A 19242-nucleotide genomic window follows, 5' to 3' on the forward strand; every position below is an offset into this window, starting at 1 on the left:
ATTCGCCGTCAAAATTTGGGCAACTGTCACGACGAACCTTGTCATCACAAAGAGTTCTGTGAAGCCTAACCAGCAGACTTCACAGAGAGTAATTAGACAGTTAGTTGATTTTCCGCTGGAAGCTGAAAATTCCCGATTGTCCAGGTGTGATATTTACACCAATACTATTGGTATAAGACGTTACATCGCTTGCCTGGGTAGTACCTGTTTGCTCACCTGCAGGAATATAGGTGACAGTCCCAAAGGTGTTGTTTACACTGCCGACGACGTGGCTTGTGAAAAGATTAGTCGCCGCATTGCCAGGTGCACCCGGTGCAGAAGGCCCCTGGGCCCAGTTATTGCCATTGGGTGATGCTCCTGCTGTGTTTTCAGTGTTTGTTGTACCATCTTCAAGGATGACAACTTGCTCTGCATCGAGGACAACGCTGCTAGAACCTGCCGGGAGCACAGAAACATTCGCATAGGTGATGCGATATTCAATAATATTTCCTGGCTGTGGAGCACTACTGAAATTACTAATGGTAAATCCTTCAATTTCAGTAGTGCCATCTGACTGTAAAAGCCGTTGTTCTTTCACGAGACGCAGATAACCAGTGTAAACACGGTTAATTGTGCGGTTAAAGGCTGTATCAGCGTCAACATCACTTTGATCAGGACGGGAGTCGTTATCAGTATCTACAAAGGCATAGATAGGAACATCAAATCCAAGCCCTGTATCCGTCGACAAAGGAGTATCAGTAGGCAAATCTACAGTAACGGTGTAGTTGATACTTTGCCCAGGTGCCAGAGTTGGGATTTGAATTGCTGTCCCAGAGGTAAAGACAAAGTTATCGACAGCTAAATCAGTGTAGGTGTAAACGGCTGTATTTCCGTTGTAAGAAATCGTTACTGTTGTCCCAAAAGGTACAATCGTCGTCCCACCACCATTGCCAGGATTGCCTGGGCCGGAAAGGGCAGTTGCGGCAATCGTATCAAAGAAATTATCTGAACCTGTATCCGTAGCGGTTGGCTCAAACGTATCAGGGACTAATAAAACATTGTTCAGTGGTGATGCCCCTGGATTACGAATAGTATTGGTGAAGGTGATTGGGGCCGGATTAATATTACTTCCTGGTGCAGTACCCGCAGCAATAACAACTGATTTATTTGTAAAATCATCGCTGTTATCATTCGGACCCACTGCTGCCGGAGCACCGTTGGGGCCATTCAGAATCGTTCCGGGAGGTGCCAGGGTAACAACGTTATCTTCACCACCAGGGCCAACACCAGTATTATCGTTGCCACTGTCAACCCCATTGCCACCACCGACACCATCGGTAATGTCTTCACGTTCTGGTGTGTCGGGATCATCGTTGGCGTTGGGAGTGCCATCTGCATTGAAGTTCGATGGATCTTGGTCACCGGATTCATCATAAACTTCGTTCGCATTGTTGGTAGGATTACCATCTCCATCGGCGGTAGTACCGAAGACCTGAGCAATGTTGGCAATATTAGTGACTACACCGTTAGTAACGCCATCGGTAATAACAGTAAAGGAGAAGCCAGTGACATTGGAGCCCGTCGCTAAAACGTTGTTTGCAACAGTCGCTGCATTATCTAAATTTTCATCTACATCGTAGACAAAACCAACGCGGGTAACGCCATCAAGTGTTGCATTCCCACCATCCAAGTTGGTGACGTCAGTTTCCCATTCCGCATCGTTCGCATTTACTGTCGCCGGGTCATCATCTGTATAGACAACAATCCAGCCTGCTGGTGCAGTGGGTGCAGCGTTTAAGCTTGTGCCAGCGGGAATGGCATCAGAAACAAGAATGACTTGGCGATCTGTTCCATCGATATTGATACCAGAGGTGGGCTCCAGAGCAGCGGCGGTAAATCCAGTGGCACCTGCAGGAGGATTCGCTTCTACATCTAATGTTAGATTGTAGGTAATGAGATCATCATCTAACTCAGGAGTTGAATTAGTGTTGATGGGCTCTACGTGAGTTTTACCGAGGGTCGCAAAAGCCTGGGGTTTAGCACCTACAGTTGTTTCCTGGAAGCGACTAGCCTCTCGCTCACCATTTACTGGTACGCCTCCAGCATCCCCAGTGACATTATCATCATCTCTAGTGCGTACATCATCAAGATTAGAAGCACCATCTGCATCGTCTGGTTGATTTTGTGTGTTAATAGTGTTGTCATTTAGTCCAGTGTTACCAAATAGCACACGAATATCTGCACCAGATGCGGCTAGATCGTTGACTGTGACAGGAATTCTAACGATGATGCTATCGCCAGCTTTTAAAGCCGAACCAGTACCTGATTCTCCAGAACCAGTTAGCCCATCTTCAAGTCCAGAAATTTCCCCAAAACCTTCACTACCAGTGAATCCACCCACAGTAGGGACAGTTACGGGTGTTCCTAGAGTGGTAGTGACTCCATCAATGATGGTACCAATGACCTGTACATCATCAGCTGCCTCAATCGAGCCAGGGCCAGTGATGGTAATGTTATCTCTGCCCGGCAGGAAAAGAGTGGTGGTGTCATTACCAGTATTGGTGACGATAAAGTCGAAATAAACAAGGTCGCCAGGGAGTGTCTCCCCACCGTTATCATCAATGACACCACCATCGGAGATGCTAATACCCGCAATTTCAGCAACCGTCACCTCTACAGTATTGGAGGTGGTATTGATAGGAGTATTAGTAGGATCGTTGGGATCCTGATATGTGGCTGTAGCCGTGTTGCGAATCGTTGTTCCTGCGGCGGTAGCAGCGATCGCCTGGGGGATGAGCTGGAATTGACCGGCGGCCATGAGGCCCGCAATCACCAAGGGGCTAGCGAGCTTACGGATCGTGTTTTTTCTAGGGGTTTTGCACTTTGGCGATCGCCAAACTTGATTGTTCACTTAAAAATTCCTCAAATAAAAATTCGCTAACAGTCAAGAGCAGACAAGAAGCCCTACTCTCTTGCGAGCGCCATAGATGAAAATTAACTTGTTGGTTTTGTGTAAATAAGCAACGATTTCATATTGCCTGTCAGCTTGCTTCCTCAGGTTACCCGTCAGTTAGGTCGAGCACAGCTGCTCTTTTTAAAGATTTAAACAAGCTTTCTCTCAACTTTATGAAGGGAATATTAATACCGTTTGCAGAAAAGATAAAGTGTAAATATTTTTTTCGAGGGCTTGACTGAAGATGTCAAATAATGAAATTCCAACCTCTTTTGCGTAAATTCCTTTAGGTTTGTCAGACATTTTTACTATGAAAAATTTAAACAATTGGTTTTTTTTAGAAACATTCAGCATATTCAATTATTTTTCTTTGTCAATTGAACATACTCAGCAAAAAAAAGAAGATTTGATGAATTTCTTGTATTTTTTTGGTGTCAAAAAGCAATTAGGGCAGCATCGCAATCTTTTACTGTGCTGTGGCAAAAGCCGTGCGGATCACGTCAATGTGATTTTGAATCTCGCCGGACAAAGGTGTAGAAGTTGCTGCATTTGACCAAGCTGCAGCCGAAAAGAATGCTTGCATTGCGGGGCTTGCGAGACGAATATCCGGATCAAAAAACTGAAGTTCGCCTTGGTCGTATTGCGTCCCCTTACGGATTTTTAGACCCTGGGGGTGATTGGCGCTGCTGAGGATAATTTCACCCCACAACACTTCAACGATTTGGCGCTTGTCTTGGGTTGTGACGCGAACACAGATCGGTGTCTCTCCACTGGGCTGAATGACGAGTTCTGAATCGGTGGGGATAGCACTGGCAGCGGCGGGCGAAAGCACCATTTGATAGGCAAAGATTTTGAGACGTTGGGTCGGCGATCGCCCCTCAGGGTTTGGGCGAATGCGGAGACCTTCAGCACAGCCCCGTTGCTGACCTTTTTGCCAACTCAGGGTGATGGTGCCCCCTTCAACCACACAGGGAAACCGATATTGGGTCTGTTGGGGGGCGGGGCCAGTTTGTAAAAGCAGTCCGTCATAGGTTTGGCGATCGCCCACCAGGACAAGACGCGCAAAGGAGTGGTTATTGCCCGGCACGATCAAACTTTGGCTGTGGTTTTCGAGGCGATCGCCCACTTGGGCCGCCTGTTGACGGTGACTACCCTGCTGCATCATGAGGCGATCGCCCGTGAGGGAGACAATTTGACTCGCATCCGGCGGCGCGGCGATCGCCCCAGGCATTAATCCCAAATACAACAGCGAAAAAAATTGGCTAATTGTCCCAAGCTTAAACATTTCCGATTCCCGACGCTCCTAGACATCAACGTAGATCTCTTCCTGGGAAAAAGCATGAAATCATCGCCCAGCACGATTTCAGCCTAACCAAATCATAGTGGGCGTTACCATTTACCGATGCACATTGCCGTGATCTTGCCGCTGAATCTATATTCTCTGAAAAATTTTGCTGATCAATTTTGAGTAATCACCGTCACACTTAATCGAACAGGTGATCTGTCACGAGGCTTTACAGCAACGGATCTATGTTTAACTCAGGCAGCTAAATAGGCGATCGCCCCAGGCATCAAATGACCACCCGTAATCTGCTGAATTTCGAGTAGAGCTGGCATGAGGGGGCGACTAAAATAATATCCCTGAACCTCATCACAACAAAACTGCCTGAGCATTGCCAATTCTTCTGGATGTTCGATGCCCTCAGCAACCACCTTGAACCCCAGATCATGGGACATATTAATGAGATTTTTGGTGATCGCCGAATTCACTTTATTACAATGTAAATTTTTAATGAAGCAGCGGTCTAACTTCAGGGTATCCCAGCCAAACAACCTGGTGTAATTAAAAGAAGCATAGCCTGTACCGAAGTCATCAATGGCAATCTTGACGCCTAATTTTTGCAGTGATGCTAAAACGGCGCAGATATTTTGAAAATCCTCAATCAAAACTGACTCCGTGATCTCTAGCTCTAGATGTTGGGGCGCAACTTGATGGGAAACCAGGAGATCCTGGAGCCGCTCAAAGAAGTGAGGAGCCGTGACCTGATGTACCGAAATATTAACGGCCATCCGAAAGGTTTGCTGGGACTGTTGATGCCATTTTTTTAACTGTTTTATGGCCCGCTGCAAGACCCAGTCCCCAAGCTCGTGGATCAGACCCGCTTCTTCGGCAATGGGGATAAATACCGTGGGAGAAATCGAACCGAACTGGGGGTGATCCCACCGGAGTAGAGCTTCAAATCCCGTCACCATCGTCGTTTGAGGATTGACTTGGGGCTGGTAAACGACGGTCAACTGATGGCGGGCGATCGCCTGGGCCAGGGCTAATTCTAAAAAACGTCGTTCTTGGGGGAATACAGTTGCCATAGTCAGTTTTTATCCGTCACACCTTTTTGAATCAAGCGTAGGACAACCATATATGTCGTCCAGCAAGGAGAGGTTCGCTGGTGTTGAGCTTTGCACCTGAACTGAAATCTATCACGATCAAGCCAAGACAACTTCATCAAATGTTTAAGATGCTGTGAATTCTAAGAATTCATAAAGTTCATAAAGACAATATAAAAGGCAAAACCAAGATAAAAAAGTAATCGTCGCTACGAAGTCTCCCCAGACCTCCCCTTTGTCCGGAGTTGTTTACCTGTACAAAAATTTCAGCCTAGGCCATGAGTTGCCACTCCAAGAGAACTGCCGGGGGAATCTCGATGGTCGTCTGTTCCTTGAGGGGCAGGCTAAGTTGGACTTTTTGATCGGTGGGCAACTGGGGCAAAATCTCTTTTAAATCAAATTGACCCACATTGGGCGCAGGGGCTTCGGGGGCAAATTGATCCGGGGCGGTGAGGATCGCTTGATTGGGAGCAGATAAGCTCAAAGAACCCGGATGGATAAAAGTCGCCTGACCAGGGTAAGCCACAAGGCGTAGGTCAACAGTATCAACACGACCATCTTTAACCCGTTTAAACAGCACCACCTGCCAAGTTTGACCGTGATTGTCTTGGATGGATTGGCGAGACTGATACAGGATTTGTCCAGGGGCTTCTTCCTGTTGGCGGATACTGGCGAGACTGGGTTCTGCCCAAACGCCGCTACTCACCAAGAGAAACAAACTTAGGCTGAGAAGAATCAATCCTTTTTTAAGAAAAAACATTGGCTGAATCTGGGGTGAGGGGTTTATTCGGGGTTAGTCTGGGCCGCTTCTAGGCTAGGAAGAATGACGGAATACAGTCCCCGTAGGTCGCCAGCTTTGAAGTCGTAGGCGAGATCATCTAAATATTTAGCTTTGATGAAATTGGGGCGATTGTCCTTCGGGCCGTGGCAGGCGAGACAACTGCTTTCGACATTAATGCGGCGGTAGTAGTGGAGGCGATCGCCTTGGATTTGGCTATAGCTCAGGAGTTCGGGGTGTTGCGTAAATTTGGCGATCGCCATGGTTTCCTGGAGATTTTGCGGGGCATGGTCTGGATTGCGATATTTTTTAGCCACCTGCTTAACTTGCCAACCATTGTCTTGACTCAGTTGCCTCGCTTTCATCCCCACTGGTTTACAAACTTCCTGCATGGTTTGCGGCGTGATGTCTGCAGTCGGGTCAATGGTTTTGGCCAACTCAGACCGCATTTGGTCAAGATCTTCGATGGCTTGCACCGCACGGGCCAAATCGGGGGGATTGGGGGCTGCTTGCACAGGGACAATGGGCCAAATCAAGGTGGCGATCGCCAAGGCACTAATGAGAATGCCGGTCAGAAAATGTGAAGACTTTTGAGCACTGCTCATTTGCACATTGAATGGTTTGTTTTTAAGAATAAAACGCAAAGTTTTCATTGTATTTTTCCCATTTTTTATTCAATAGTTTAGTCAATTTCTCAGGAAAAATTCGCTTTCTAGGATTAATAATTAAATCTTCTTAAAATTCAAGAAAAGCCTCTACTTAAATGGTAGAGGCTAAGAGCATTTAGAGTATATTTTTCGTTCAGGATTCAGAGCAAACCAAGATTATTCAAAGCAATCATCATGCCACTGCAATCCCAAATTCAAAGTTCCAGTTAGCCATTAATTGCCGGGGCTTGGAGGGCGACAGGCGCTTGATCTCCGGCTGCTAAATCGAGGGGGAAATTATGAACATTGCGTTCGTGCATGGCCTCAATCCCCAGATTTGCTCGATTGAGAATATCCGCCCAAGTATTGATCACCCGTCCTTGGGAATCTAACAGAGATTGGTTGAAATTAAACCCGTTCAAGTTAAAGGCAAAACAAGCCACTGCTAAAGAGGCAAACCAGATACCAATCACTGGCCAAGCAGCAAGGAAAAAGTGGAGGGCGCGACTGTTATTAAAAGAAGCATATTGGAAGATCAAACGTCCGAAATAACCATGGGCCGCCACAATATTGTAAGTTTCTTCCTCTTGGCCAAAGCGATAGCCACTATTCTGGGACTCCGTTTCTGTGGTCTCCCGAATCAAAGAAGAAGTCACGAGGGAACCGTGCATTGCAGAAAACAATGCACCACCAAAGACACCTGCAACCCCCAGCATATGGAAAGGATGCATCAACACATTATGCTCAGCTTGCAACACAAACATAAAGTTAAAGGTGCCAGAGATGCCCAACGGTAATCCATCCGAAAAAGATCCTTGGCCAATTGAATAAACCAAGAGTACCGCCGTCGCCGCCGCCACCGGAGCAGAATAGGCAACTGCAATCCACGGACGCATCCCCAAGCGGTAGGAGAGTTCCCATTCCCGCCCCATATAGGCAAAGATGCCAAGCAGAAAGTGGAACACAATTAGTTGGTAGGGGCCACCGTTGTAAAGCCACTCAGCCAGATTCGCCGCATCCCAAATGGGGTAAAAGTGCAGACCGATCGCATTAGAACTCGGCACAACGGCAGCGGTAATAATATTGTTGCCGTACAGCAAAGAGCCAGAAACCGGTTCGCGAATCCCGTCAATATCAACCGGGGGCGCGGCGACAAATGCCAGGACAAAACAAATCGTTGCGGTCAACAGCGTGGGAATCATTAAAACCCCAAACCAGCCCACATAAAAACGATTTTCTGTGCTGGTGACCCATTGGCAAAAGCGCTCCCAAAGATTGGTAGAGCCTTGCTGTTGTAGAAGTGTAGTCATAATTGCATGTACCAGTTTAAAGTACTGGGGACTAAGCAAATCGCTCAATCGATTTATTGCTTAATCACTTTTTGATTATATAGTACCTTTCCTAAAAAAGACAAGGCTTGCGGAAACTAAAGCTGCAAATAATCTTTTCTGTCCGTTTTTTGAGAGGCGATCGCCCCATTACACTAAAGTCATTGCCACCACGCAGCACCATGTCAACCCTGTTCACCAGCATTGCCAATCGCCTCCAAAACGTTTTTAACCTAGAAGTTATCGGTGACCAAATTGCCCAGGGCCTAATCAACCTCGTCGTTGCCCTCATTACCTTCGCGGTGTTCTACTGCCTTTGGAAGATTGTTGATGTGCCCCTCTATGCGTCCTTCAAAAAATCAAAACTCGATAAAACCTCCGCCAGCTTCTTAAGAACCCTCGTTCGCTACGCCATTTTGACCTTTGGCGCGATCCAAGCCCTCAACGCAGTTGGGATTAACATGGCCGCAATCGTCACCAGTTTGGGACTTGTGGGATTAACGGTCGGTTTTGCTGCCCGGGATGCCCTTTCTAACTTGATTTCTGGACTGCTCATTTTTTGGGATCGGCCCTTTGTGATTGATGACCTCGTGGAAATTAATGGTCTCTATGGTCGCGTCGAAACAATCACCCTAAGGAGCACGCGCATTGTGACCGTTGATGGCCGGATGTTAGCGGTGCCTAATTCTGTCGTGATCAATTCAACGGTGATCTCCTACACCAATTTTCCGCAGTTACGCCTCGATATTGATGTCACCGTCGCCGTCCATGAAAATCTAGAGCGGGTACGACAGATCCTCTTGTCTTTGGTCGATGATCGCAGCATCTTTACCGACACACCACCCGCTAAAGTGGTGGTGACGGCTCTCAATGACTATAATGTGGTACTCCAGCTTCAGGTTTGGTTACGCAATGAGCGCACCCATATTCCCGAACGCTTTGCCCTCCGAGAAAAAGTTTTTACCGCTTTAACCGCAGCAGGGATTGATATGCCCTTTGAAACAATTCAGCTCACTCCCCTGGCCGTGCAATTGCAATCAGAAATCTAGACAAGACGCCTGAAGCTGCGAGAAAAAATCGATTGGTTTGTCCTGGTGGGGATGTTGAAACTTTAGGTAATAAGCATTAAGAGAATAACCACAATCCCCTGGCAAAGGACTGTGATTGGCATCTTCGTAAATAGCCGGTAAGCCCCCTGGAAGATAAAGGCGATCGCCGACCAGGGGAAAGCCCATCGCTGCCATGTGAATCCGAATTTGATGGGGACGTCCAGTGAAAATTTGCACCTCAACCCGTGAAACTTTTGCTAGACGTTCTAGAACTCGCATTTCACTATGGGCGGATAAACCATCTGCTGTGGCGGCAAAGATTTTCCCCAGACTAGGATGACAGATTTTGCCGATGGGCGTGGTGATGGTGATTTGATCAGGATAATCGCCTGCTGGAATGACGGCCCGATAAATTTTTGTGATTTGATGTTCTCTCAATTGGCGTGTTAGGGATTGTCGCCCCAAAGGCGATCGCCCCAGGATCATCAACCCAGAAGTCCCCCGTCCCAAGCGATGAATCGGCACTGGTGTTTCGTCAGGAAATTGCCTTTTGAGTTGCGCTAACAACGTATTTTCTAAAAAATTTCCCGCGGGCAGCACCGGTAAACCCGCTGGTTTATCGATGATCCAAAAATGGGGGTCTTGGTGCAAAATTTGGAAATTTAACGGCACATCTGGCTCTTCCCAAGGGGGGCGATGATACTCTAGCCGTTGATTCTTTGCTAAACGTTGTGTGGCAGTGGCCGGTTTGCCGTCTACAAAAATTTGTTGATTTTCAATTCGTTTCGCCCATTCTTGTCGCGTTGAATGGCGATAAAATTCTGCATAAAAATCCAAGACCGCTAGGCCCGCTTGGGAGGGCTTCACGCGATCCCGGTAGACCCAGCCTTGATTGAGCATTTTACAAATTTACGAATACTGATAAATATTTTTGCGGGGATTAAAACTTTCGACTTCCCGTAATTTTTCGTACAAAGCCCGCTCTTCTTCGGTAATTTCTGGTGGTAAAACGAGCTGCACTTCTACCAGTTGATCACCACGAGAGCCGGAACTACGGGGATACCCTTTATTCGCCAACCGCAATCGCTGACCCGGTTTAACCCCCTTGGGCACGGTCATTTTTACTAGGCCGTCAATGGTCGGAATTTCGATGGAACCACCCAAAATAGCTTCGCTGGGACTGAGGGGCACTTGACAGTAAATATCAGCGCCTTGCACCTCAAAGAAAGGATGGGGAGCCACAGTAATTTTGAGATATAAATTGCCGCCATTGATGCCCTGATTGCGCAACCGAATGCGCTGGCCATCGACCATGTGGGGCGGCATATCGACTTCAAGCGATCGCCCATCTTCGAGGCGAATCCGTTCTCGTCCCCCCCGATAGGCTTTCTCTAGGGGCAGAGTGAGACGTGCTTCCACATCCCGTTTAGCAGGGGATTTTGGGGTAGCCACTTTGGTTGTTTTTGTGGTGCCGGGGCGAAAATCTTCGTAGCTATTGCTCCGGACCCGGGCGGTGGTCTGCTGTCGGTCTTTCGGCCCAAAGGGATTAACACTGCCAATATTGGCGAACTGGCTAAAATCGTTGCGCTGGGGTCGATTGGTGCGGTTAAAACCAGGGCGACTGTATTTTCCCCCCATGGCCCGGGTGAACTGGTCATACTGCGATCGCCGCCCATCATCGGACAGCACTTCGTAGGCCTCGTTGAGATCCTTAAACTTTTCTTCTGCTACCTTATCCCCTGGGTTGACATCCGGATGATAGCGCCGCGCTAACCGTCGAAAGGAGCGCTTAATCTCATCACTAGAGGCATTACGAGGAACGCCTAAAATTTCATAATAGTTACGCAAATTGTTCATATTTAGGCGACAGAGTGAGGAATTCTCTCCTTAGATAATGGCGCACTGTTCCCAGATGTGATGTTTATTATGCCGGAATTACGAAGTAAAACAACTGTCTAGAACCATTCATCGTCCTCGTCCCAATCATTTTCGTAGGGGATATTGCGCCCTTGGCCTTGGCTGTAATACTTGCGGGAGACGTTCCGTTGTTCGTAGGGATCGCGACTGGTAGGCCGGGGTGGTCGAGAAGCGGGCGGTTCCACGGGACGACGGGGGGCAGTACCATTCCCATAGCGGTCATCTAGCGGGCGATCGCCCCCATAATTTTGGCGCGGTTGGGCAGCTCCATAATCATAATTGCGGGTCGGTTGCGGTCTTTGGGGTGGCCGGGGGGCATAGTCATAGTTGCGTTGGGGTGGTGGCGCATCATAGCCCCGCTGGGGTGGGTAGCCAGCCCCTGGTCGGTAGTTAGAACGGGAATCATAGTACAGATCATCCTCATCGTCACCGATCAAGGTTTTCTTAATCGTGTCAAAGAAAGAATCATCTTCCCCTTGGTCATACTGGAGACGCACCTCGCGGTTAAGCTCATACAACGCATCCTGTAAATCCGCCTGGGCGCGATCCAAACGGCGATCGTCATTTTGTTTGAGACTCTCTAAAATTTCCTGGGACAAACTCTCAATGCGGCGACGATAGTAGCTCGCAAACTGACTACCAAAGTCAAGGGTCACTTCTTTCAGTCTGCGTTGGGCTTGATCCGTTAAGGCTTTGGCCCGGTTCCGTTTTTCAACCTTCTCCCGTCGCTCTCGATCCTCTTGGGCAAATTGCTCTGCATCCCGCATCATCCGGTTCACTTCACTGTCCGTTAACGTCGAAGAACCCTGGATCGTAATACTCTGTTCCCGTCCGGTGGTTTTATCCCGGGCTGACACCTGCAAAATACCATTGGCATCAATGTCAAAGGATACCTGTACCTGGGGAATCCCACGGGGCGCTGGCGGAATTCCCGTTAACTTAAAACGACCGAGGGATTTATTCCCCTGGGCCATTTCCCGTTCCCCCTGGACGACATGAATCTCGACGACGGTTTGGTTATTTTCTCCCGTCGAAAAAATATCTGAACGCCGCACCGGAATGGTCGTATTCCGGGGAATCAACTTTTTCGTCACACCACCAATGGTTTCTAGCCCTAAGGACAGAGGCGTTACATCAAGGAGCAAAATGTCTTTGACTTCTCCACCGAGGATCCCCGCTTGGATCGCTGCCCCCACTGCCACTACTTCATCGGGGTTGACGTTTTGATTGGGTTCGCGGTCAATGAAACTCCGCACGAGACCCTGCACGAGGGGAATACGGGTAGAACCCCCCACAAGAACTACTTCTCGAATTTGCACAGGGCTAATGCCTGCATCCTGGAGGGCACGTTTAATGGGGCGACGCAAACGACTAATCAATTCTCCGCAAAGGCTCTCAAAGGTGGCACGGTCGAGTTGGGTTTCGAGGTGCTTCGGGCCTTCCTCGGTGGCGGTAATAAAGGGAAGATTGATTTCAGTGACGGTGACCCCAGACAGTTCGATTTTGGCTTTCTCAGCAGCTTCCGTGAGTCGTTGGAGGGATTGGCGGTCTTTGCGCAGATCAATATTTTCCGCTTCGAGGAATTTTTCAGCGAGCCAATCAACAATTTTTTTATCGAAATCATTCCCACCAAGTTGGGTATCGCCACTGGTGGCTTTCACTTCAAAAACGCCATCGCCCACTTCTAGGACGGAGACATCGAAGGTCCCGCCCCCCAGGTCAAAGACGAGGATGGAGGAACTGCCTTGTTGTTCCAAGCCATAGGCAAGGGCGGCGGCGGTGGGTTCGTTGATAATTCGCAGGACTTCGAGACCGGCAATACGTCCGGCATCACGGGTTGCCTGGCGTTGGGCATCGTTGAAGTAGGCGGGTACGGTGATTACAGCGCCTGTGACGGGTTCACCGAGGTAACGTTCGGCTTCGTCGGCAAGGCGGCGAATAATTTTGGCAGAAATTTCTTCGGGGGCGAATTCTTGGCGGAGACGGGGACAGCGAATTTTGACGGTATCGGTTTCGGTGCGGCGGATGGTATAGGGGACTTGTTTGGATTCGGGGGTGAGTTCGCTGTAGCGGCGACCCATGAAACGTTTGACGCCGTAGTAAGTGTTTTGGGGGTTGAGTACGGCTTGACGGCGCGCCATTTGGCCGACGAGGAGTTCGCCATCTTTGTTAAAGCCAACGACGGAGGGGGTGGTTCTGGCTCCTTCGGAATTTGCAATGACAAGGGGTTTGCCGCCTTCCATCACTGCAACGACGGAATTTGTGGTTCCTAGATCGATGCCGACTACTCTACCCATGCGTTTTTTGATTCTCCTTGGTGTGGCCCGACAATCTATATATATTAGGTTGCGCCACGATTGTTAACAATATTTGCCCTTTATTTTATCGGAGCGATTGGGGAATTTCAGAGCTGACCTTGGAGGCTTTCGAGAATTTTGAGGGCTTGGGTTTGGTTTGTGGCTTGGTTTTGCTGCTCGAAAAGGGAGACAGCTTCGGTCATATCGGCGATCGCCTGTTCGAGATTATCGAGTTTGTAGTGGGTAATGGCGCGGTTGTAGTAGGCTTCGGCGAATTCAGGATTGCCAGTAATGCTAGCGGTGTAGTCCTGGAGGGCGGCGGTGTGATTTTCAAAACGGTTGTGGGCCAGGGCGCGATTGTAGTAGGCCTTGAAATAGTTGGGCCGGAGGGTCAGGGCTGCATTGTAGTCGGCGATCGCCTTGGCATGGTAACCGTTGGCGAGTTCGGTTTGGTTGGCGTTGCGGGCCTGAAGCGCGAGATCGTCGTAGGCGTTGCCCCGGTTAATGAAAAAATCTGGATTGTTATTTTTGAGGATAATCGCTTGGTCACAATCGGCGATCGCCTGTTCATAGTTGTCGAGCAAATAGGCGGCGTAACAGCGGTTCCCGTAGGCGTCGGCAAATTCGGGTTTGAGCTGGATCGCCTGGCTATAGTCATCGTAGGCCGCCTGGTATTCCCCCAGGACATGGTAGCTGTAGCCGCGATTGTAGTAGGCGTCGGGGTCAGATTCGTCGAGGTTAATGGCCGCTGAAAATTCGGCGATCGCCCCCTCAAAATTCCCTTGGGTGAGGGCATCAACCCCTGCGTTATACCGTTGGATCGCGTTGGCGGCGTTATTGCTTGTTTCAGGGGCGGTCTGGGACAGTCCGGGGGTGCCGGAGCCGAGGAGGAGGACTGTTCCCAAAAGGATCCAAGGGGTGCTGCTGTTCATGGGAATTTTCGTTCGGGGCTGCGCATAGTTACCTAGTTCCATCTTAGAGGGCTATGACAGCGTTAAGTTCCCGTCCTTAAGACTTTGCATTAGTTTGATGATTGGTGGCGATCGCCTAACTTACCGCATTCCCACACATTTGCCATGGCGAATAAGCAAAATTACAATTCGATGTCTTCGTAAATGTCGGCCAGGGCCAGATCGCAGTCGATGGAAACAAGGTGAATCATTTCATCAATGGCCGTGTATTCCGTGAGGCTCCATTGTTTCGGGCCTTGGCGATGGTAATGCTCCACAAATAACTGCTCCGGTTCGATGAGCAGATAGTCTTGAAACTCTGGGATAGAGCGATAGTAATGGAACTTTTCGCTGCGGTCATAGTTTTTTGTCGCAGGGGAAAGCACTTCGGCAATGAGGCAGGCATTTAAAACGGTATCTTTTCGCCCCTCCTGCAACACCAAGGGCTTGCCAGTGACCATCACATCGGGATAGGTATAAATTTGCTGGGAAGGAATCCAGAGTCGCTGATCTGCATGGAAGATTTCATAGGCTTGTTTTTTGAGGGCAATTTTTAAAGTAATCGCCGTATTGAACGCGAGTTTATGGTGTGTTGGTGTCCCACCAGCCATGGGTTTAATCACTCCTTGGATATATTCGTGGCGATCGCTTGCCTGTTCCTCTTGGGCTAAATAGGCTTCGGGGGAAATGGGTTTTGCCAATGTTTGTGGGGTCATGGTTTTTTTACCTGGGGCTTTACCGCTTGCCTTGCCTTCAAGCTAACATAAGTTTTTCGCGCAGATTGCCTTAGCGATTAGGATTTGGTGTTGCTTTGGTCGTCGGGTGATTCCTTTGATTTGAAGACGGTCATGATGCCTTTGTCATAGTTGGAGGCGATCGCCAAAAAAGCGCCCCCCAAAATGTAGAAAGGTAAGGGCACAAAAAATCCTTTGATCAGCTGAAAAATTTGCACTGCGATAAACAGGACGACAACACTCGTTAACCAAACTTGCATTTGTTTTTCTCCTCAAATCCCGACAGTCTAGGTAATTTTTAGCGCATCCAGGTTGGCGATCGCCAGATATCTTGCTCAAGTGGCCCGTAAATCGCGACGTTGCAAATGTCCCCTCGGAGTATTCAAACTGCCGGGTAAAGTGCCGTGATCAACCACAGTCAGGCGATCCATGTTGTAGGTGGTGTAGCGCAAGTTTGTGCCGCCCCTGGGAATATCAATCATCGTAAGGCTCCGGTAGGGGGAAAGATTGCCTTGAACTAGAGAACGCGGCCCATCTCCTAAAGCACCAGTATGGAGCAGTTCCAATTGCCCCCGGTGAGCGGGATAGTAAGCGTGTTGGTGACCGCTGATGTAGGTGTGGACGTTGTATTTTTCGAGCAGAGCCTGGAGGCGATCGCCATCATAGAGATAATTTCCTGGTTCTGAGCGGCTGCCCGAAGCGACGGGATAAAGGGATAAATGGCCTAGGGCGAACCGTAAACGACTCCGTTGGGCTTGGTCACTGGCAAGACTGGCTTCGATCCAAGCCAACTGTGCTGGACTAATGCGGGCGGTGGAAGCATCCCACACAGAATAAAAAATATCGTTTTGAGTAAAGCTGTAATAGAAAGGGAAATGACGACGGTCAACAAAGTCTAGGGTCGGAGTATGGGCAGGGTTGCGCCAATATTGACTGGCCGCCTGACGATCTGCGGCAAAGGCATATTCTCCATCACGAAGGGAGCCGGAAGCATCGTGGTTCCCTAGGGTGAAGGCGAAGGGAATGTTTGCTTGGCGCAGGGGTTGGGCAATGTATCGTTCAAAGACTTGCCACATGGCGGTGAGCTGGGCTGGGGTGAGGCTACTTTTTTGGCCTGCGACCATATCGCCCGCACAGAGCACTAGATCCGGTTGCCAATCAGGAATCAAGGCGATCGCCCGTTTCACTTGGGACAGATAATCCGTGGAACCATAGGCGCTGTTCAGGTCGCTAATCACCACCAGGCGCGTCTCCCCTGGGGCTGGGGTATTGAGAGCAGTTGGTACAGGATTAGCGATCGCCTGAGATTTTGCAATAATCCCACGCGAAATAAGTAAACTCCCTAGGGCCAAGCCCCCATAGGTTAAAAACTGTCGTCGATTCCCGTGCATTGGTTTTAGCCCCGCAAAATTTTCACGTCATCGAGGTTGGCGATCGCCACATCCGCTGTTTCTAGGTGCGCTTGGGTAGCATCTCCCCAACAAATTCCCACGGTGCCCGCGGCCCCTGCCGCCTTGGCCATTTGAATATCCCCTGGGGCATCGCCAATCATTAGGGTTTGACGTGGCTCAGTGCCTAAGGTTGCACAGGCTTGCAAAAATAAGGCTGGGTCGGGCTTGAGGCCAAACTCTGCACCCATTTTTAGCTGAATATAGTCTTGCAACTGGTAGGTTTCCACAAAAATTTCCACATTGGCGGTGCTGTCCATGGAGAGAATGCCCAGCTTCAGCCCGGCATCATGGCAAAATTTCAGCACCTCTAGGCTGCCGGTAAACAGCGGTGAGGTGTCGCTGCGATCGCCAAGGATTTCTTCTGCTTCGGCAAAGGCTTTTTTGGCAATGTCAAGGGCTTCAAACCAACTGCGCCCCGTTTCGGCAATGTAGGCAGCGGCGGCGATCGCATTTTCTGGGTGACTGCCCACCGCCATTAAGCCCGTCGGGTCAAGCACTCCATCCACCATCCCGAAGGCCATCAGGAGCGGTTCTCCCACCCCAGGAATTTGGGCATCGATTAACCGGGCGCGTTTTTGGGCCAGTTCCCGCAGGTAGTTTTGGGAGTCGGCGAGGGTGCCATCTTTATCAAAAATGATTCCCGTAATGTTTTCAAAAAGGCGATCGCCCACTTGCACTGTAATCATCGTAAATGCCGCTAATCCGTTGCCAAGGTCAATAACATTTTAGGTGCCGACGGTGAGCCGATATTTTAAACTGAGCAGACTCAGCCAGAGGGAAGGGTATTTTTCCGATAGCCAAGCTTCCGAGTTTTCGAGCCACTGGGGTAACCAACCCATCAACAGCAGACTCAACACCGCATCAAAACTAAAGGCAAAATAAGCACCGACCCAGCGGATAAAGTCTTTTGCCCCAGCCATTTGCCAAATCCACACCAGCAATGCCGGATTTTGGCGGGCCGCAACCAGGGCCAGCTTATTGAACATCAGCCAACTGGTGCGGTCTTTAATAAAGGTCTCGGCCACCTCTGGGGGGGAATCCGCTAAAAGCCCAAAGAAGGTATTCAACATGGCATTGATCCGTTGGGGCGGTAACTTCATCCCCGTCGGCACCATCATCCCCTTAGAAAAGAGCCAAGTCACCGCAATATTACTTTGGTAGGCGCGGATCTTGCTCAAATTCTGCTGGTCGAGGAGATCTTTTTGGAGGGCAATATCCAGCAGTTTTGTCAGACGGTCTAAATTGCGTACCAGGGAACCAAACCCCGTAAAGACCAGCGGAGACTGGAGGGAAGCCGCATCCCCAATGGCGAGGAGTCGATCAAAGGCCACTTGGCGATCGCCTGCGCCCACATTGAAATAACCCGGAATATAACCAAACGTCGCCTTCTCAAAGGTGAGTTGGGCCATGTCACAGCGGCGGTACTCCGGCAAAATGCTAAAAAAATCTTCGTACATTTCCAACAAAGACCCCGGATTCTCCGGGTTTACCTCGTGGTAATGGAACAGATAAATCGTCATCTCGTCCCCTTGACCCGGAAACAACTCCCAAATTAACTGTCTGCCCCGGGAAATATCCCCATGGGAATTTAAAACATCCCCATATTCGCTATCCCACACCGCCGGGTCAAACCCCTTTACCACGGCCCCTACCGTCGGACAAACGCTATCAAAAGGACGTCCCTGGTTCAACTGCGCCGCAATGGGAGAAGCCGTCCCCATCGCATCCATCAGCAGCCGCGCCTGAACAATTTTTTCGTCTCCGGTCGCCAATGATTTTGTGAAAATCTGCGCCCGTTCTCGGCCAATATCTGCCCGCACAAATTCCGTCTGATCCCAAATTTCGCCCCCAGCAGCCCGTAGTTTTTCACCACATTTTTCGAGCAACAGTTCCGAAGCTACGGCAATATTCAGCACCGTCGGTGTGTAGAGAATATTCGCCTTGAGGTGGGATGGATTATTCCCATCGAAAAACTTGTTAAACCCATTTTTATATTCACGGGCAACTAAGGTTTCAATTTCTGTTTCATCAAACAAGCCCAGATTAATCAGGCTTTGGAGTTCACTGCGGGAAATATTCCACTCCCGGTTCATCCGGCCAAAGGGCAACCGCTCAATTAACAGCACTTTGTAACCCAGTCGTGCCATAACAGCAGCATGGATCACCCCTAAAGCGCCACCAATGTAAACCAAATCATATTGGGCGAACTGGGGATCGGCGGGCTGATTTTTTTCAAAAATAACGGGTTGGGGCGCTTGGGGATTTTTCACCGTTTCCCGCCAGCGTTTTTCCCACCAATAGGCCCGCTGCAAGTCAAACTCCCCCTGGGGAAATTTCTGGAAATATTCGACTGTTTTCGGATAATCTGCGGCCAAAGCATCAAAAATGGATTGGCCTGGTTGAATTTCAGGGGGGGCTGGGTACTGATTGGGGAAAGCCTGTTCTAAATCTGATTTGAGTTGGCGACAAAGACTCTGGGGCTGGGGAAATCCTGACGCCCAGGCAAATACTTTTAAGTAGGTGGTACGCTGCACATTCCAGGTGAAAATCGAGAGTTCGGCCCCATTGGCGACTAGGCGAATGCCAGTGGGGGTCTGCTGCTTCTCTCCGTGTCGGGGTTGCCAACTGGTCTGTAGCCAATGGCAAACTTTGTCAGTGTCGGGGGTAGGGACTTCGAGATAAAGCAGTTCTTCCATGGAAATTACAGATGGGTGAGGGGTGATGTCACTCTGGATTATCATACCCGCTTTGATTTGCCCAAGGGAAAGGCCTTA

General features: G+C 49.4%; 16 protein-coding genes. 1 reads left to right on the top strand and 15 read right to left on the bottom strand.

Annotation, left to right across the window (positions count from 1 at the left end):
• Positions 1 to 100 precede the first annotated feature (100 nt).
• The 6 genes from AACT35_RS02990 to psbA all read right to left on the bottom strand — a co-directional run bounded on the left by AACT35_RS02990 (position 101) and on the right by psbA (position 8052).
• Positions 101 to 2812: a beta strand repeat-containing protein gene (locus AACT35_RS02990; RefSeq protein WP_445267897.1), complete on the bottom strand. Its 2712-nt coding sequence runs from the start codon at positions 2810 to 2812 to the stop codon at positions 101 to 103.
• Positions 2813 to 3398: 586 nt separating this feature from the next.
• Complete coding sequence (locus AACT35_RS02995) at positions 3399 to 4217, bottom strand: hypothetical protein (RefSeq protein WP_099239124.1); 819 nt, start codon at positions 4215 to 4217, stop codon at positions 3399 to 3401.
• A 254-nt stretch (positions 4218 to 4471) separates the two neighbouring features.
• Entirely contained in the window at positions 4472 to 5299 is an 828-nt protein-coding gene (locus tag AACT35_RS03000) for a putative bifunctional diguanylate cyclase/phosphodiesterase (RefSeq protein WP_099239126.1), read from the bottom strand.
• 289 nt (positions 5300 to 5588) lie between these two features.
• Positions 5589 to 6077 carry a DUF3122 domain-containing protein gene (locus AACT35_RS03005; protein WP_099239128.1) on the bottom strand — a complete coding sequence of 163 codons (489 nt, stop codon included), beginning with the start codon at positions 6075 to 6077 and terminating at the stop codon, positions 5589 to 5591.
• Positions 6078 to 6100: 23 nt separating this feature from the next.
• The gene (locus AACT35_RS03010; protein ID WP_254048002.1) at positions 6101 to 6700 is read right to left on the bottom strand and encodes a Tll0287-like domain-containing protein; all 600 of its coding nucleotides are present in this window, start codon (positions 6698 to 6700) and stop codon (positions 6101 to 6103) included.
• 269 nt (positions 6701 to 6969) lie between these two features.
• The gene (gene psbA / locus AACT35_RS03015; protein WP_099239132.1) at positions 6970 to 8052 is read right to left on the bottom strand and encodes a photosystem II q(b) protein; all 1083 of its coding nucleotides are present in this window, start codon (positions 8050 to 8052) and stop codon (positions 6970 to 6972) included.
• Positions 8053 to 8252: 200 nt separating this feature from the next.
• Between psbA and AACT35_RS03020 the strand changes: the two genes are divergently transcribed.
• On the top strand, positions 8253 to 9119 hold the full coding sequence (locus AACT35_RS03020) for a mechanosensitive ion channel family protein (protein ID WP_099239134.1): 867 nt from the start codon (positions 8253 to 8255) through the stop codon (positions 9117 to 9119).
• Here AACT35_RS03020 and AACT35_RS03025 read toward each other — a convergent pair.
• From AACT35_RS03025 to AACT35_RS03065, 9 genes are all read right to left on the bottom strand, one after another.
• The gene (locus tag AACT35_RS03025; protein WP_099239136.1) at positions 9108 to 10019 is read right to left on the bottom strand and encodes an RluA family pseudouridine synthase; all 912 of its coding nucleotides are present in this window, start codon (positions 10017 to 10019) and stop codon (positions 9108 to 9110) included. The genes AACT35_RS03020 and AACT35_RS03025 overlap by 12 nt on opposite strands.
• Positions 10020 to 10028: 9 nt before the next feature.
• On the bottom strand, positions 10029 to 10976 hold the full coding sequence (locus AACT35_RS03030; protein WP_030006610.1) for a DnaJ C-terminal domain-containing protein: 948 nt from the start codon (positions 10974 to 10976) through the stop codon (positions 10029 to 10031).
• 98 nt (positions 10977 to 11074) lie between these two features.
• Complete coding sequence (gene dnaK / locus AACT35_RS03035; protein ID WP_012307760.1) at positions 11075 to 13333, bottom strand: molecular chaperone DnaK; 2259 nt, start codon at positions 13331 to 13333, stop codon at positions 11075 to 11077.
• A gap of 107 nt (positions 13334 to 13440) precedes the next feature.
• Positions 13441 to 14265: a tetratricopeptide repeat protein gene (locus AACT35_RS03040; RefSeq protein ID WP_254048003.1), complete on the bottom strand. Its 825-nt coding sequence runs from the start codon at positions 14263 to 14265 to the stop codon at positions 13441 to 13443.
• Between the two features lie 161 nt (positions 14266 to 14426).
• Positions 14427 to 14999, bottom strand: coding sequence for a Uma2 family endonuclease (locus AACT35_RS03045; RefSeq protein ID WP_099239140.1), 573 nt, complete (start codon positions 14997 to 14999; stop codon positions 14427 to 14429).
• A gap of 77 nt (positions 15000 to 15076) precedes the next feature.
• Complete coding sequence (locus AACT35_RS03050; protein WP_012307757.1) at positions 15077 to 15277, bottom strand: hypothetical protein; 201 nt, start codon at positions 15275 to 15277, stop codon at positions 15077 to 15079.
• Positions 15278 to 15352: 75 nt separating this feature from the next.
• A complete protein-coding gene (locus tag AACT35_RS03055; RefSeq protein WP_099239142.1) occupies positions 15353 to 16408 on the bottom strand; it encodes a metallophosphoesterase family protein in 1056 nt (351 codons plus the stop codon).
• 5 nt (positions 16409 to 16413) lie between these two features.
• The gene (locus AACT35_RS03060) at positions 16414 to 17154 is read right to left on the bottom strand and encodes an HAD family hydrolase (RefSeq protein ID WP_099239144.1); all 741 of its coding nucleotides are present in this window, start codon (positions 17152 to 17154) and stop codon (positions 16414 to 16416) included.
• A gap of 39 nt (positions 17155 to 17193) precedes the next feature.
• Positions 17194 to 19164, bottom strand: a complete 1971-nt coding sequence (locus tag AACT35_RS03065) for a flavin-dependent dehydrogenase (protein ID WP_099239146.1) — start codon at positions 19162 to 19164, stop codon at positions 17194 to 17196.
• Positions 19165 to 19242 lie beyond the last annotated feature (78 nt).

The organism is Synechococcus sp. BDU 130192 (genome assembly GCF_963876085.1).
In the GTDB taxonomy this organism is placed as follows: Bacteria; Cyanobacteriota; Cyanobacteriia; order Cyanobacteriales; family MRBY01; genus MRBY01.

What these genes read in the sequence shown, in the direction of transcription:
- AACT35_RS03055 (WP_099239142.1), bottom strand. Translation starts at nt 16,408, where the DNA reads ATGCACGGGAATCGACGACAGTTTTTAACCTATGGGGGCTTGGCCCTA.
- AACT35_RS03005 (WP_099239128.1), bottom strand. Translation starts at nt 6,077, where the DNA reads ATGTTTTTTCTTAAAAAAGGATTGATTCTTCTCAGCCTAAGTTTGTTT.
- AACT35_RS03010 (WP_254048002.1), bottom strand. Translation starts at nt 6,700, where the DNA reads ATGAGCAGTGCTCAAAAGTCTTCACATTTTCTGACCGGCATTCTCATT.
- AACT35_RS03025 (WP_099239136.1), bottom strand. Translation starts at nt 10,019, where the DNA reads ATGCTCAATCAAGGCTGGGTCTACCGGGATCGCGTGAAGCCCTCCCAA.
- AACT35_RS03060 (WP_099239144.1), bottom strand. Translation starts at nt 17,154, where the DNA reads ATGATTACAGTGCAAGTGGGCGATCGCCTTTTTGAAAACATTACGGGA.
- AACT35_RS03000 (WP_099239126.1), bottom strand. Translation starts at nt 5,299, where the DNA reads ATGGCAACTGTATTCCCCCAAGAACGACGTTTTTTAGAATTAGCCCTG.
- AACT35_RS02995 (WP_099239124.1), bottom strand. Translation starts at nt 4,217, where the DNA reads ATGTTTAAGCTTGGGACAATTAGCCAATTTTTTTCGCTGTTGTATTTG.
- AACT35_RS03045 (WP_099239140.1), bottom strand. Translation starts at nt 14,999, where the DNA reads ATGACCCCACAAACATTGGCAAAACCCATTTCCCCCGAAGCCTATTTA.
- AACT35_RS03020 (WP_099239134.1), top strand. Translation starts at nt 8,253, where the DNA reads ATGTCAACCCTGTTCACCAGCATTGCCAATCGCCTCCAAAACGTTTTT.
- dnaK (WP_012307760.1), bottom strand. Translation starts at nt 13,333, where the DNA reads ATGGGTAGAGTAGTCGGCATCGATCTAGGAACCACAAATTCCGTCGTT.
- psbA (WP_099239132.1), bottom strand. Translation starts at nt 8,052, where the DNA reads ATGACTACACTTCTACAACAGCAAGGCTCTACCAATCTTTGGGAGCGC.
- AACT35_RS03030 (WP_030006610.1), bottom strand. Translation starts at nt 10,976, where the DNA reads ATGAACAATTTGCGTAACTATTATGAAATTTTAGGCGTTCCTCGTAAT.
- AACT35_RS03050 (WP_012307757.1), bottom strand. Translation starts at nt 15,277, where the DNA reads ATGCAAGTTTGGTTAACGAGTGTTGTCGTCCTGTTTATCGCAGTGCAA.
- AACT35_RS03065 (WP_099239146.1), bottom strand. Translation starts at nt 19,164, where the DNA reads ATGGAAGAACTGCTTTATCTCGAAGTCCCTACCCCCGACACTGACAAA.
- AACT35_RS03040 (WP_254048003.1), bottom strand. Translation starts at nt 14,265, where the DNA reads ATGAACAGCAGCACCCCTTGGATCCTTTTGGGAACAGTCCTCCTCCTC.